11 protein-coding genes and 2 tRNA genes are annotated in these 13,027 nt (G+C 73.2%); 6 read left to right on the top strand and 7 right to left on the bottom strand.

What is annotated here, in order from left to right; genetic code table 11:
• Positions 1-41 precede the first annotated feature (41 nt).
• Together LZ495_RS15065 and LZ495_RS15060 are read right to left on the bottom strand one after the other, a co-directional pair.
• Complete coding sequence (locus tag LZ495_RS15065; RefSeq protein WP_235052699.1) at positions 42-1,583, bottom strand: DHA2 family efflux MFS transporter permease subunit; 1,542 nt, start codon at positions 1,581-1,583, stop codon at positions 42-44.
• A gap of 156 nt (positions 1,584-1,739) precedes the next feature.
• The gene (locus LZ495_RS15060; RefSeq protein WP_235052698.1) at positions 1,740-2,375 is read right to left on the bottom strand and encodes an NADPH-dependent FMN reductase; all 636 of its coding nucleotides are present in this window, start codon (positions 2,373-2,375) and stop codon (positions 1,740-1,742) included.
• Between the two features lie 143 nt (positions 2,376-2,518).
• Here LZ495_RS15060 and LZ495_RS15055 point away from each other — a divergent pair, with 143 nt between their 5' ends.
• The 3 genes from LZ495_RS15055 (at position 2,519) to LZ495_RS15045 (ending at position 6,138) form a co-directional block, all read left to right on the top strand.
• Positions 2,519-3,280, top strand: a complete 762-nt coding sequence (locus tag LZ495_RS15055; RefSeq protein ID WP_235052697.1) for a TetR/AcrR family transcriptional regulator — start codon at positions 2,519-2,521, stop codon at positions 3,278-3,280.
• A 135-nt stretch (positions 3,281-3,415) separates the two neighbouring features.
• Positions 3,416-4,555 (top strand): RNA polymerase sigma factor, encoded by a 1,140-nt coding sequence (locus tag LZ495_RS15050; RefSeq protein ID WP_235052696.1) that lies wholly within the window; start codon positions 3,416-3,418, stop codon positions 4,553-4,555.
• A 116-nt stretch (positions 4,556-4,671) separates the two neighbouring features.
• The gene (locus LZ495_RS15045; RefSeq protein WP_235052695.1) at positions 4,672-6,138 is read left to right on the top strand and encodes an FGGY family carbohydrate kinase; all 1,467 of its coding nucleotides are present in this window, start codon (positions 4,672-4,674) and stop codon (positions 6,136-6,138) included.
• Positions 6,139-6,237: 99 nt separating this feature from the next.
• Here the strand turns inward: LZ495_RS15045 and LZ495_RS15040 are convergent, their stop codons facing one another.
• Positions 6,238-6,546 carry a YtxH domain-containing protein gene (locus LZ495_RS15040; RefSeq protein WP_235052694.1) on the bottom strand — a complete coding sequence of 103 codons (309 nt, stop codon included), beginning with the start codon at positions 6,544-6,546 and terminating at the stop codon, positions 6,238-6,240.
• Between the two features lie 264 nt (positions 6,547-6,810).
• Between LZ495_RS15040 and LZ495_RS15035 the strand changes: the two genes are divergently transcribed.
• Positions 6,811-6,883 (top strand) — tRNA-Asn (locus tag LZ495_RS15035).
• Between the two features lie 357 nt (positions 6,884-7,240).
• Here LZ495_RS15035 and LZ495_RS15030 read toward each other — a convergent pair.
• Complete coding sequence (locus LZ495_RS15030) at positions 7,241-7,504, bottom strand: DNA/RNA helicase domain-containing protein (protein ID WP_235052693.1); 264 nt, start codon at positions 7,502-7,504, stop codon at positions 7,241-7,243.
• Between the two features lie 332 nt (positions 7,505-7,836).
• Here LZ495_RS15030 and LZ495_RS15025 point away from each other — a divergent pair.
• Positions 7,837-7,910, top strand: a tRNA-Ile gene (locus LZ495_RS15025).
• 230 nt (positions 7,911-8,140) lie between these two features.
• Here the strand turns inward: LZ495_RS15025 and LZ495_RS15020 are convergent.
• Positions 8,141-9,160: an SGNH/GDSL hydrolase family protein gene (locus LZ495_RS15020; protein ID WP_235052692.1), complete on the bottom strand. Its 1,020-nt coding sequence runs from the start codon at positions 9,158-9,160 to the stop codon at positions 8,141-8,143.
• A 467-nt stretch (positions 9,161-9,627) separates the two neighbouring features.
• Between LZ495_RS15020 and LZ495_RS15015 the strand changes: the two genes are divergently transcribed.
• Positions 9,628-10,122: a DUF3145 domain-containing protein gene (locus LZ495_RS15015; RefSeq protein ID WP_235052691.1), complete on the top strand. Its 495-nt coding sequence runs from the start codon at positions 9,628-9,630 to the stop codon at positions 10,120-10,122.
• Between the two features lie 96 nt (positions 10,123-10,218).
• On the opposite strand, the gene LZ495_RS15010 is transcribed toward LZ495_RS15015, so the two are convergent.
• Complete coding sequence (locus LZ495_RS15010; protein WP_235052690.1) at positions 10,219-11,649, bottom strand: acyl-CoA carboxylase subunit beta; 1,431 nt, start codon at positions 11,647-11,649, stop codon at positions 10,219-10,221.
• 27 nt (positions 11,650-11,676) lie between these two features.
• The gene (gene fabF, locus LZ495_RS15005) at positions 11,677-12,975 is read right to left on the bottom strand and encodes a beta-ketoacyl-ACP synthase II (protein ID WP_235052689.1); all 1,299 of its coding nucleotides are present in this window, start codon (positions 12,973-12,975) and stop codon (positions 11,677-11,679) included.
• Between the last annotated feature and the right edge of the window lie 52 nt (positions 12,976-13,027).

Raw genomic sequence — 13,027 nt, 5'->3', positions numbered from 1 at the left:
CCGCTGATTCCCCGCGCGGGTACGCGGGCCCGCCACACGCGTCACGCGTGCCCGGCCGCCGCCCCCGAAGCCGCCGGTACCGCGGCCCCGGCCGCGTCGTCCGGCAGCAGCATCCGCCGCGCCACCCGCGCCGCGGGCAGCAGCGCCAGGGCGAGCAGCACGATGCCGACCGCGAACGCCGTCTGGTACGCCCCCGGGGCGCCGCCTTCGCCGCGCCCGGCCAGGGACTCGGCGAGGACCAGCGACATGAGCGCCGTACCGGCCGAAGCACCCGTCTGCTGCACGATGTTGAGCAGCGTGCTCGCGGCCGGCACCTGCTCGGGGGACAGCGGCTGCATCGCGGAGGCCATCGTCGGCATCATCACCATGCCCATGCCCGCCCCGGCGGCGAAGAGCGCCGCGCACAGGGCCGCGTACGGCGGCGCGAACCCCACCAGCACGGCGAACGCGGTCAGTCCGGTCACCGCCAGCGCCAGGCCGGCGAGCAGCAGGTTCCGCGGCCCGACCCGGGTGATCAGCCGCGCGCCGAGCGGCATCGACAGCGCGGTGCCCAGGCCCTGCGGGATGAGCAGCAGCCCGGTGGCGGTGGCGCTTTCGCCGCGGACCGACTGGAAGTACAGCGGCACGAGCAGCATCAGCCCGAAGAACCCGGACATGAACAGCACCATCGCGGTGGACGACGAGGCCATCGACTTCTGCGCCAGCAGCCGCAGGTCGATGAGCGGGTGCTCGGCCCGCCGCGCGTGCAGCGCGAACCCGGCCAGCAGCAGGACGCCCGCGGCGGTCGGCAGCGCTGCGGCCGCGCCGGCGAAACTCCCGTGGTGCGCCCCGGTGGTCAGGCCGAAGATGAGCGCGGACAGGCCGGGGGAGACGAGCAGCAGTCCTCGCACGTCGAGCGGCTGACCCGGCCCGGACGCGTCCGGCGTCAGCAGGCGCGAGGCCAGCAGCAGCGCCACGACGGCGATCGGCAGGTTGAGGTAGAAGATCCAGCGCCATGACGCCGCGTCCACCAGCCATCCGCCGACCAGGGGCCCGGTCATCGGGATGAGCTGCATCGGGATGCCCGCGATGGCCATGACCTGCGGCATCTTCGCACCGGCCCGGCGCGTCATGATCGTCATGCCGACCGGCATGATCATGCCGCCGCCCAGGCCCTGCAGGACGCGGAAGGCGATCAGCGACTCGACCGACCAGGCCGCCCCGCACAGCATCGAGCCGAGCAGGAACACCCCGACGGACACCATGTAGACCCGGCGCGTCCCGAAGCGCGCAATGGCCCACGCGGCCACCGGGATCGCCGCGGCGAGGGCGAGGGTGTACGCCGTCGCCACCCACTGCACGGTGGTCAGCGGCGTCCCGAACTCCCCGGAGAGGCGGTTGAGCGAGACGTTCACGGCCGTCATGTCGAGCCCGGCCATCGCCATGCCGAGCACGACGACCAGGGCGACGCCCATCAGTTCGCGGCCGAGCGGTTCCCGGGGCGGGGCGGGCGCGCCCTTCGCGGCGTCCGGCGGCGAGGCGGGCGGGACCGGCGGGGCGGCCGACGCGGCGGCGGGCGGGAGCGGGGGAGTCTTCGTGCGCATGGCAGGACCTGTCCTCTTCGCGGCGAGGTGGCGGACGTACGAGGGGGCGTACAGGCAGACGTCTGGGCGGTTGTTCGGGGAGACGTACGGCGGGCAGGCGTACGGCGGAGCGGCCGGACGACGGGGCGGCCGGCCGAGGCGCGGCGCACCGCCGGATCAACTCCCGTACGGCCGCACCGCCTTCGCCTCCCGCAGGGCCCGCGCCCACCACACGACCTGGTCGAGCATCGTCTTGGCGGCGGCCCCGCAGCCGTCCGGGTCCTTGGGCAGCGGCCCGTCGAACGTGCCGGCCGCACCGTGGAAACTGACCGTGTCGCGGACCGTCACGGCGTGCAGCTCGGCGAAGACCTGCCGCAGGTGCTCCACGGCCCGCAGGCCGCCGGACAGTCCGCCGTACGCCACGAACCCGATCGGCTTGGCCTGCCACTCGCCGTAGTGCAGGTCGATCAGGTTCTTCAGCGGCGCCGGGAAGCTGTGGTTGTACTCCGGCGTGACCACCACGAACGCGTCGGCGGCGGCGAGCCGCGGGGTCACCGCGGCGAGCAGTTCGGCGTCCTCGGGGGCGGCGCCTTCCCAGCCGGGCATCGCCGCGGGCAGCGGGGTCGCGACCAGGTCGACGACGTCGACCGCGAGGTCGGCGCGCTCCGCGGCGAGGCCGGTGAACCAGGTGGCCACGGTCGGCCCGAAGCGGCCGTCGCGGGTGCTCGCCACGATGACCGCGAGCCGGAGGCGGTCCTCGGCGGCCGGGGCAGCGGTGCCGGCGGTGGCAGTGGTGGTGTCGGCGGCGGTCATGGGGTCCTCCCGAGCAGCGTGGAATGAGCGCGATCCGGCGCGCTGTGTACGCCGTATCGCTCTTGCGTACACCGTACACATCACTGTGTACGGTGTACAGCCATTGATACGGTGTACGCACTCGCCCGAAAGGAACCCCGGCCATGCCCCAGGAGCCCAGCCCCGCCGCCGAGCAGTCCGCCGAGCAGTCCGCAGAGCGGCAGTCGATCTGGGAGCGCATCGAGCGGCCCGCCAAGGCGCAGCGCACCACCCTCAGCCACGACGCCATCGCCGCCGCCGCCGTCGAGGTCGCGGACGCCGAGGGGCTGGACGCCGTCTCGATGCGCAAGCTGTCCGGCCATCTGGGGGTCACCACCATGGCCCTGTACCGCTACGTGGTGAACAAGGACGAGCTGTTCGAGCTGATGCTCGACAAGATCTACGGGGCCTACCGCAACCCCGAAGTCCCGGGCGAGACCTGGCGCGACGTCGTACGCGTGCACGCAGCCCAGGTACGGGCCATCTCCCTCGCGCACCCGTGGATCGTCGAACTCACCACCCGCCAGGTCGTGTTGCTCACACCGAACGTGGTGGCCACCATGGAGCGCATGCTGGCCGCGTTCGACGGCCTCGGGCTCGACGCCGACACAAGCTACGCCGCACAGCACACCGTCACGGCGTACATCCGCGGCGCCATGACCGACGAAGTCGGCCAACTGGAGCTCATGAAGCGGCACGAATGGACCAGCGGCGACGATCTGCGCGACGCGTACAGCCCGCAGATGATGTGGCTGATGGGCACCGGGCGCTACCCCGCGCTGCTGCGCTTCGCCATGGAGGCGCAGCGCAAGGACGACTTCGTGTGGCGTTTCGAGTCCGGGCTGGACAGCGTGCTGGAGGGAATCGGGGCCCGGTTCGGCATCTGACGGCCCGTCAACGAGCGGAATGCGCAGCTTTTCCGTCGATTCCGCCGGATCTGCCGTGGTGAAGCGACAATTTCGTCATTTTCGCCGGGTCCGTACTCTCGGCTTGCGGGTGGTGGGTGCCGCAGACTGGGGAGCGTGCCGCAGCACACCAACAGGCGCGCGGAGGCGCCCGGCCGGCCGCCTCCGCAGGACGTGAGGACGGACGCCTCCGACGCCCCGGCCGAATCGACGGTCCCCGTCGCCCCGGTCGAAGCGGCGGTCCCCGCCGCCGAGCCGCACGACACCGATGCGCCCGATGCGCCCGATACGGACGCGTCCGGTGCCACCGCACCCGAGGACGCGCAGAGCCCCTCCGCCGACCTCCTGCGCCAATACCTGCGCGAGATCGGCCGCGTCCCGCTGCTGACCGCCGCCGACGAGGTCGACCTCGCGCGCAGCGTCGAGGCCGGGCTGTTCGCCGAGGAGAGACTCGCGCACGCCGCCGCCCGCGGCGACCCGTTACTGGACGACCCGGCCCTGTGCGCCGAGTTGGCGCACCTGGTCGAGCAGGGCTGCGCCGCCAAGCGCCGCCTCATCGAGGCCAACCTGCGCCTGGTCGTCTCCGTCGCCAAGCGCTACGTCGGCCGCGGCCTGAGCCTGCTCGACCTGATCCAGGAGGGCAACCTCGGACTCATCCGCGCGGTCGAGAAGTTCGACTACACGCGCGGCTACAAGTTCTCCACGTACGCGACGTGGTGGATCCGCCAGTCGATGAGCCGCGCACTCGCCGACCAGGCCCGCACCATCCGCGTCCCGGTCCACGTCGTCGAACTCATCAACCGGGTGGTCCGCGTGCAGCGCCGCCTCCTCCAGGAGCGCGGCGAGGAGCCGACCGCCGAGGACCTCGCCGCGGTCCTCGACCTCGACCCCGGCCGCGTCGTCGAAGTCCTGCGGCTGGCCCAGGAGCCGGTCTCCCTGCACACCCCGGTCGGCGAGGACGAGGTCCTGCTCGGCGACATCGTCGAGGACGCCGACGCCACCTCGCCTGCTGAGTCCGCGGCGTACCTGATGCTCCGCGAACACCTGGAAGCCGTCCTGTCCACGCTCGGCGACCGCGAGAAGAACGTCGTGCGGCTGCGCTACGGACTCGTCGACGGGCAGCCGCACACGCTCGAGGAGATCGGCCGGCGCTTCGGCGTCACCCGCGAGCGCATCCGGCAGATCGAGTCCCGCACACTGTCCAAACTGCGCGACCGCACGTACGCCGACCAGCTGCGCGGCTACCTCGACACGTGACACCTCCGGCCCGGCGCCCGCGCCTCCCCGCGGCCGCCGGAGGCGGAATGCGCGGCACCGCAGACCGATTCGGCAGTACCTCCGGATCCGCGTCCGCCGCCTCCTAAACTGCGGCCATGGTCAGCATGCGCGGTCGTCTCGTCGCCGGGGTCCACTGCTCCCACCGGGCCGCCCGGATCGTCGTCTGCGACGGCGACAGCGGCGACGTGCTCCGGCAGACCGTCGTGCGGTTCGCGGACGGTGCGCACGGCGACCCCGTCTCGTGGCTGCGGGCGTTCGGCGAGGCCGCGGGCGGCGGCACCCTGGACGACGTCGAGGCGATCGGCGTCACCGCCCAGGGGCACGGCCTGATAGCGCTCGACGGGCAGGGCGTGGTGGTCGCGCCGCCGCTCCCGCACGACGACATCAGCGCGTCCGGCCCGGCCGCCGAACTCGTCGAGGAACTCGGCGGCCCGCAGGCCTGGCTGGGCGCCACCGGACTCGTCCCCAACGCCGCCACCGCGGTCGCGCACCTGCGCCGCTTGGCCCACTACGAGCCCGAGGAGGCCGCCCGCGTGGTCGCCGCGGCCCTCCCGCACGACTGGCTGACCTGGCAACTCCTGGGCTGCCCGGCGGAATTGACCACCGACCGGTCGGACGCCTCGACGACCGGCTACTGGTCGCCCGAGACCGGCGGCTGGCGCGAGGACCTCGCCGAGGCCGCCTTCCGCCGCCCGGTACGCCTGCCGCGCCTGGTCGCCCCCGGCGAGGCCGCCGGACGCACCCCCGAAGGCCTGGTGATCTCGGCCGGCGCCGGAGCCGAGGCGGCACTCGCCTTCGGACTCGGCCTCGAACACGGCGACGTGGTCGTCGCGGCCGGCGCCGCGGGGGCCGCCTTCGCGGTGCACGACAGCATGGTCGCGGACCCGTCCGTGGCCTGCCTCGCCGACGCCACCGGCCGCCGCATGCCGGTCGTCCGGACCCTCAACGCGGTCCGCGTGCTGCGCGGCACCGCCACCATGCTGGGCGTCGACACCGCCGGATTCGACGAACTCGCCCTGCGCTCGACGCCCGGCGCGTGCGGCCTGGTGATGCTGCCGTACCTGGACGGCGAGAGCGTCCCGCACCTGCCGCACGCGGCCGGCACGCTGACCGGCCTGCACCGGGAGAGCATGACCCCCGAGGCGTTCGCGCGTGCGGCGGTCGAGGGCATGATGTGCGGGCTCGCCGACGGACTCGACGTGCTGCGCGCCTGCGGCGTCCCGGTCGAACGCGTCTTCCTGGTCGGCGTGGGTGCCCGCTCCGCCGCGGTCCGCGCGGTCGCGCCGATGGTCCTGGGCGTGCCGGTGACCGTCCCCGAACCCGCCGAGGCGGCCCGCGCAGCCGCCCTCGGGGTGGCCCGGCAGGCCGCCTGGGCGCTGTCCGGCAAGCCGGACGTCCCGGCCTGGACCCGCCCCGCGACGGCCTTCGTGCCGCCGGGCGACGACGACCGGGCGGTCGGCACCGCGGTCCGCGAGCAGTTCGCGGACGTGCGGGACCGCATGTACCCGGACCTCGCGGCCCGCACGGCAGCCTCGGTCACCGGCCGCCACCGGCGCGGCTGACCGAGCCCGGCCGAGCCTGGCCGCGGCCGACCTGCGGCTGCCGCCGGCCCGTGGCAGATCCGCGGCCGGCGCCGGGCCCACCGCGCAGTGCCTTACGGCCTACAGGCCGTCGTCGTAGCGGCGGTTCGCCGCGTTGTGTCCGTTGTGCGCGTGCACGCCGGTGCCGCCGAACCGGTCCGGCAGATGCCGTCCGACGCGCTCCGGCAGGTGCTCGCCGATCTTCTGCACGGCCTTGCCGCCCGCGTCCCGGCTGAACCCCGCGGCGGCGTGCCCGGCGCTCTGCACGGGTGCGCTCTCCACGAAGCCGCGGGTGGCCTTGCGGATCTGCTCGTACCGGTCGCGGCCGGCCTTGGCGCCCAGGACGTACCCGACGGCGAGGCCGGCGACGAAGGTGATGCGGGTGCCCATGAGAGTCCCTCCGTGTGGTGCGGTCCCGTTTCGCTGCAGGTCCACGACTACCCGCGCGGACGGCAGTACAACCGCCCCGAGGGCAGCCCGGAGCACGGCAGGAAGGACCGGGTCGCCTGCGAGTCTGCCAGCCGCGGCCCGGTGCGCCGGCGACGCCTCGCCGACCGGCCCGGTGATCACCGCCGGAAAACCCGTGTACGAGGCACCCCGCGGAGTGCGCTAATGTATTCCACGCAGCGAACGCCGCAGAGGCGGGAAGCGCAATCCCCTGTAGCTCAATTGGCAGAGCAGCCGGCTGTTAACCGGCAGGTTACTGGTTCGAGTCCAGTCGGGGGAGCCCAAGCAGAGGAGCAGAACCAAGCCCCATGGTCGACGGCCATGGGGCTTCTTGCTTCCCCGCTGCGCTCAGTGGCGAGCCAGATACTCCTGAAGCTCCCGATGCCGGAATTGGTAAGCCACCCCGGCCACCCGCAGCAGCCCCGCCTCGCACCCCCAGTCGAGAAACCGCTCCAACCGCCAGGGGAGAGGGTTCCGCGACCACTTTCGAGTGCAAAGCAGGAGCGCGAGGTGCAGCGCACCCGTGCCGCCGAATGCCACCGCGGCGAACAGCGGGCCCCGATGAGTGCCAGGACGGCCATGGCCGCGCCTTCGAGGAGCCCTGCAATGGTTGCGAAGCCCGCGGCGATCGCGGCCATCAATATGAACTGCGTCCGCAGCGGATGCGGTTTCCGGACGCCAGCGGTAGCCGCACCGGCACCGGGTCCTCCGGTCGGCGCTCCTCCAACAGCCCCAGCATCAGCTGCAGGGCCAGCACGGTCTTGCCCGCGCCCGGTGCGCCCGTCACGACAAGCCGCCCGGGCCGCAGGCGCCGGTAGTACGCGACGCCCTCGCCCAACGTCCCCGCCCGGTCCGCGCCCGCGGCCGCATGGGCCGGTGTCGGGCGGAAGTCGAACGCCACGTCGATGGCCTTGTCGTGGTCCCCGAGCAGTTGCCGCGACGCAGGACCGCCGACGAGATTCCCCCATGACCGCCCAGCGTGCCCGAGCGCACCGCGGCCGCGCAGCGGAAACCGGCAGGTGGGGGTGCCCGGGCCAACCACGCCGCCGGCACTGCCCGTTGGGCCACTCGGAGCAAACTGCACGGAGGCGAAACGGCGAACGGAAGGGCCCGAGGCCATGCCTCGTCGGCCCGGCGCACGAATGCCGGAATGCCGGCCGCCGAAACCCGGCGAGCAGCGGCGCGCGCGGAACGGCTATGCTGCCGGGGCCGATACCGGTCAGGTGTCGGCACGGGGCGGTAGCTCAGCCGGTTAGAGCAAGGGACTCATAATCCCTCGGTCGTGGGTTCGAGTCCCACCCGCCCTACTCGTTATTGCGCGTGCGCGCAGGCGCCTTCGCGTGAACGCCCCTCCGGGCTGCGGGGTTTCCTTCGGATCTCCGGAGGGAACCGTACGCACCAGGTGCTGATGGCGATCACGGATTGTGTTTGCCCGGCTACTGTCGCGCTTCGCCCGCGAGCTTAGCAACCCTGTCCGCAATGATCTGCGGCGTTTCACTCGAACGGGTGCGTGGCGTTGGGGTGGCGTGCGTTTCCCCTACTGCCAGCGGAAACCCGCCTCCGAAGCCAACTTGGCGATGATGCCGTGGCCCTGCCCGCTCGGGTGGAACCAGTCCCAGTCGCTCAGGTCGCCCTTGGTGAACTTGTGCCGGTTGACCGCCCCGCCGTCGTATCGGCACTGGCCCGGCCACTCCGCGCAGACCCGGCGCAGCACGTCGTTGTACGCGGTGACGCGGTCGCGGACCCGCTGGCGCCGGTCGACGTCGTCGCGCTTGGTGGACTCCGGGTCGGACAGCGCGGTCTGGCAGACCCCCCGCGACCACACGGCCCGCGCCAGGCGTTCGCCATGGGCGACCTCCCAGAGCCGGATCACGTCCGGCACGCTCACCAGTAGGACGCGTACGCCGGGCAGGCCGTTCCGCAGCACGCCCAGGCCTTCCCGGAGTTGGGCCTCGAACTCGGAGACCGGGGTCATCTGGTCCTCGCGGTCGCGGCAGGCGTCGTTCGCGCCCATCAGGACGGTGACGTATTCGACGTGCTGCCCGACCGCCGTCCGGGCCTGGCCGGCGAGGTCGTTCATGCGGGCGCCGGTGCGGGCGTCGTTGAAGACGGCCGAGGAGGGAAGTCCGAGGCGGCGGGCGATGCTGTCCACGTCGTCGCCGGTGGCCCAGGACTTCGAGGGGCAGTCCTTGAGCGGGATCGAGCAGGCGTCGAACCCGCGGGTTATGGAGTCGCCGAGGGCGGCCATCGACCGCGGCCTGGGGAACGGCCCGGCCGCCGGTGCGGACGAGGAAGGGGCGAACGAGGAAGGGGCGGCCGACGAGGGCGCCTTCGCGGGCGCCGCCGAGGAGGGTGCCGGCGGTGCCGCGGACGCGGTGCCGGTCGGCTGGACCCGGGCCTGGAGGCCGTCCTCCGCGCCCGGCAGCGTGCCCCGGTCGCCGCCGCTGCCCGTGGCGCAGGCGGCCGTGGCGGCCAGCGCGAGCGCGGCGAGCAGACCCGCCGCGCGCCTGTACCGCCGCGGCGCCGTCCGACGCAGCCCCCACCGTCCCTCGTGCATCCCCGCCCCCTGCCGCGGCCCTTGCCGCCGCCTTGCTGCCCGCCCCGGCAATACCCCCACATGCGCGCCCTTCGGCCCCTACTCTCGAAGTGACGTGGTGTCGGCGGGGGTTGCCGTATCTGTCTGCTGTAGACGGTATGTCATCCCTTCGAGTGAATGCCGGACTGCGTGGGGATGGGGGGCTGTTCAGCGGGGCAGGGTGAGTGCAGTGACTCACAGCGTCGAGACTGTGAGTGACGTTTGGAACGCCGGGATCCGGTGTATTCCTTATTGCGCATACGGAGAGTGATTGTTTCGCGTGGTGCTTCCGTGATGCGTGAGGCACAATGAAAGGCGCAAACACCCGAGGAGCAGCGAGACAGCAGAAAACGGACGCACGGTAGGACACGTGAGTCGGAGCAGGGAGATCAAGGCAGGTCCCGAGGCCGCTGGGGAAGGCGAACCTCGTCCTTAGCCTGGAGGTCCCAGTGACGACACGTGGAGTCTTGTACGTGCACTCCGCGCCGCGCGCGCTGTGCCCCCACGTCGAGTGGGCCGCACAGGGCGTTCTTGGCGTGCGCTTGAGCCTGGACTGGGTCCGTCAGCCGGCCGCGCCCGGGATGCTGCGTGCCGAGATGTCGTGGCACGGCCGCCCCGGCACCGCGGCCAAGCTGGCGTCGGCGCTGCGCGGGTGGCATCTGCTGCGCTTCGAGGTGACCGAGGAGCCCTCCCCGGGCGCCGAGGGCGAGCGCTACAGCAACACCCCCGACCTGGGCATCTTCCATGCGGTCACGGGGGCGCATGGCGACATCCTCATCCCCGAGGACCGGTTGCGCGCGGTCCTGGGCCGCGCCGCCCGCGGCGAGTGCGACCTGCAGGGCGAGATCGAGAAGCTGCTCGGCAAGCCGTGGGACGACGAACTGGAGCCCTTCCGCTACGCGGGCGAGGGCGCCCCGGTCCGCTGGCTCCACCAGGTCGTCTGACGACCCGCCGACGAAAACGCCGAGGCCGGCCGGAGAATTCTCCGGCCGGCCTCGGCGTCGTCCGTTCCCGTGCGGCAGTGTCCGCAGCGGCAGCGCCTACAGCGGGATGTTGCCGTGCCGCCCGCGCTGCTGCGGTGCCGCGGCGATGGCCTTCGCCAGCGCGATCCGGCTCTCCGCCGGATCGACGACCTCGTGCACGACGCCGATCTCGACGGCCCGGGCCAGGCCGCCCGCGACCTTCTCGTGCTCGGCCGCGAGCTCCAGCTCGACCTGCGCCTTGAGCTCGTCCGGCACCTCGGCGAGGCGCCGCCGGTGCAGGATGCGCACCGCCGCGACCGCGCCCATGACCGCGACCTCGGCGGTCGGCCAGGCCAGGACCCGGGTGGCGCCCAGCGAGGCGGCGTTCATCGCGATGTACGCGCCGCCGTACGCCTTCCGGGTCACCAGCGTCACGCGCGGCACCACGCATTCGCCGAATGCGTGCAGCAGCTTCGCGCCGCGGCGCACCACGCCGTCCCACTCCTGGCCCACGCCGGGCAGGTAGCCGGGCACGTCCACGACCACGACCAGCGGTACCCCGAACGCGTCGCACATCCGCACGAAGCGCGCCGCTTTCTCGGCCGACGCCGAGTCCAGGCAGCCGCCCAGCCGCAGCGGGTTGTTGGCGACCACGCCGACCGTCCGGCCGCCGAGCCGGCCGAGCGTCGTGGTGATGTTCGGCGCCCACTTGGGGTGCAGTTCCAGGCCCGGCTCGTCGAGCAGGCCGTCGACCACCGGGTGCACGTCGTACGCCCGCTTGGGCGACTCGGGCAGCAGCGCCGCGAGTTCGCGGCGGTCGAGCTTCGCCGGGTCGATCTCGCCCTGGTCGGCGAGCAGCGACGCGAGCTGCCGGGCCCGGTCCAGGGCGTCCTGCTCGGACTCCGCGACGACGTGCACGACGCCGCTGCGCCGGCCGTGCGGCTCGGGGCCGCCGAGCCGCAGCGCGTCGACGTCCTCGCCGGTCACCGAGCGGACCACGTCCGGTCCGGTGACGAATACGCGGCCTTCCGGGGCCAGGATGACCAGGTCGGTCAGCGCCGGCCCGTACGCCGCGCCGCCCGCCGCGGCGCCGAGCACCACGGAGATCTGCGGGATCCGGCCGGACGCCAGCGTCATCGCGTGGAAGATGCGGCCCACCGCATCGAGCGAGGACACGCCTTCCTGCAGGCGCGCGCCGCCCGAGTGGAACAGCGCGATGATCGGGCAGTCCTCGGCCAGCGCGCGCTCGTACGCGTCGACCACGACCTGGCAGCCCTCGACGCCCATGGCGCCGCCCTGCACGGTCGGGTCGGAGGCGTACGCCACCACGCGGGTGCCGCCGACCGTGCCGACGCACGCGAGCATGCCGGAGCGGTCGTACGGCGAGATCTCCTCGTAGCTGCCCTCGTCGACGAGCCGCTGCAGGCGCAGCCGCGGGTTGCGCGGGTCGCTGTCCCGGGCGGGCCGGCCGGGTGCGGCGGCCGCCGGGCGGTTCTCGATGACGGTCATGTCGGTGTGCTCCGTCCTCGGCGGGCGTCAGCCCACGCTGCGGAAGGCGACGACCACATCGTGCCCGCCGAACCCGAACGAGTCGTTGAGCGCGACGATCTCGCCCTCCGGCAGCGGCCGCGGGTCGTTGCGGACGATGTCCAGGCAGACGTCGTCGTCCGGGTCGTCGACATTGATGGTCGGCGGGGCCATGCGGTGGTAGACCGCCAGCACGGTCGCGACCGACTCGACCGCGCCGGTGCCGCCGAGCAGGTGCCCGGTCATCGACTTGGTGGAGGTCACGCAGACCTTGTCGGCGGCTTCGTCGCCGAGCACCGAGCGGATCGCCTTGAGCTCGGTGATGTCGCCCGCCGGGGTCGAGGTGCCGTGCGCGTTGACGTGCACGACCTGGTCGACGCTCGCGCCGGCGTCCTCGATGGCCAGCGCCATCGCGCGGGCGATGTCGCGGCCTTCGGGCTCGGGCTGCGCGATGTGGTGGCCGTCCGAGGTCATGCCGGCGCCGGCCACCTCGGCGTACACGCGGGCACCGCGGGCGGCGGCGTACTCGGCGCTCTCCAGGACCAGGCAGCCGGCGCCCTCGCCCATGACGAAGCCGTCGCGGCTCTTGTCGTAGGGGCGCGAGGCGCGCTGCGGCTCGTCGTTGCGCTTGGACATCGCCATCATGTTGGCGAACGCGGCCATCGGCAGCGGGTGGATCGCGGCCTCGGTGCCGCCGCAGAGCACCACGTCGGCGCGGCCCGAGCGGATCATCTCCAGGGCGTACGCGACGGCTTCGGCACCGGAGGCGCAGGCGCTGACCGGGGTGTGCACACCGGCCCGGGCGCGCAGCTCGATGCCGACGTTGGCGGCCGGGCTGTTGGGCATGAGCATCGGGACGGTGAGCGGGCCGACGCGGCGCGGGCCCTTCTCCTTGAAGACGTCCCAGGCGTCCAGCAGCGTGGTGACGCCGCCGATGCCGGAGGCGATGACCACGCCGAGGCGCAGTTCGTCGACGGTCTCGCCGGAGCCGTCCTCGGCAGGGGTGTTCTTGGCCGCGAAGCCGGCGTCGGCCCATGCCTCGCGGGCCGCGATCATGGCGAACTGGCCGGACCGGTCGAGCTTGCGGGCCTCGACCTTCGGCATGACCTCGAGCGGTTCGACGGCGACCCGGCCGGCGAACTGCACGGGGATCTGCTCGGCCCATTCCTCGGTCAGCGTGCGGATGCCGGACTTGCCGGCCAGCAGTGCGGACCAGGTCGACGGGACGTCGCCGCCGACCGGCGTGGTCGCGCCCAGACCGGTGACGACCACGGTGCGCGGGGTCTCGGTGCGCTTGGTCGGGCTCACTGGAAGATCACTCCCACGAAGTTCGGTACGGAAGGTGGTTCAGGGGCGGCCG

Origin of the sequence: Yinghuangia soli, assembly GCF_021502675.1 — a bacterium.
GTDB classification, from domain to species: Bacteria; Actinomycetota; Actinomycetes; order Streptomycetales; family Streptomycetaceae; genus Yinghuangia; species Yinghuangia soli.
The sequence above is the reverse complement of the archived record's forward strand: the minus strand, read 5'-3'. Positions and strand labels throughout refer to the sequence as shown.

Bases quoted from the DNA above. Each gene is read 5' to 3' on its own strand.
- LZ495_RS15040 (WP_235052694.1), bottom strand. From the start codon at position 6,546: ATGGGCACCCGCATCACCTTCGTCGCCGGCCTCGCCGTCGGGTACGTC.
- LZ495_RS15010 (WP_235052690.1), bottom strand. From the start codon at position 11,649: ATGACCGTCATCGAGAACCGCCCGGCGGCCGCCGCACCCGGCCGGCCC.
- LZ495_RS15045 (WP_235052695.1), top strand. From the start codon at position 4,672: ATGGTCAGCATGCGCGGTCGTCTCGTCGCCGGGGTCCACTGCTCCCAC.
- LZ495_RS15060 (WP_235052698.1), bottom strand. From the start codon at position 2,375: ATGACCGCCGCCGACACCACCACTGCCACCGCCGGCACCGCTGCCCCG.
- LZ495_RS15055 (WP_235052697.1), top strand. From the start codon at position 2,519: ATGCCCCAGGAGCCCAGCCCCGCCGCCGAGCAGTCCGCCGAGCAGTCC.
- LZ495_RS15020 (WP_235052692.1), bottom strand. From the start codon at position 9,160: ATGCACGAGGGACGGTGGGGGCTGCGTCGGACGGCGCCGCGGCGGTAC.
- LZ495_RS15065 (WP_235052699.1), bottom strand. From the start codon at position 1,583: ATGCGCACGAAGACTCCCCCGCTCCCGCCCGCCGCCGCGTCGGCCGCC.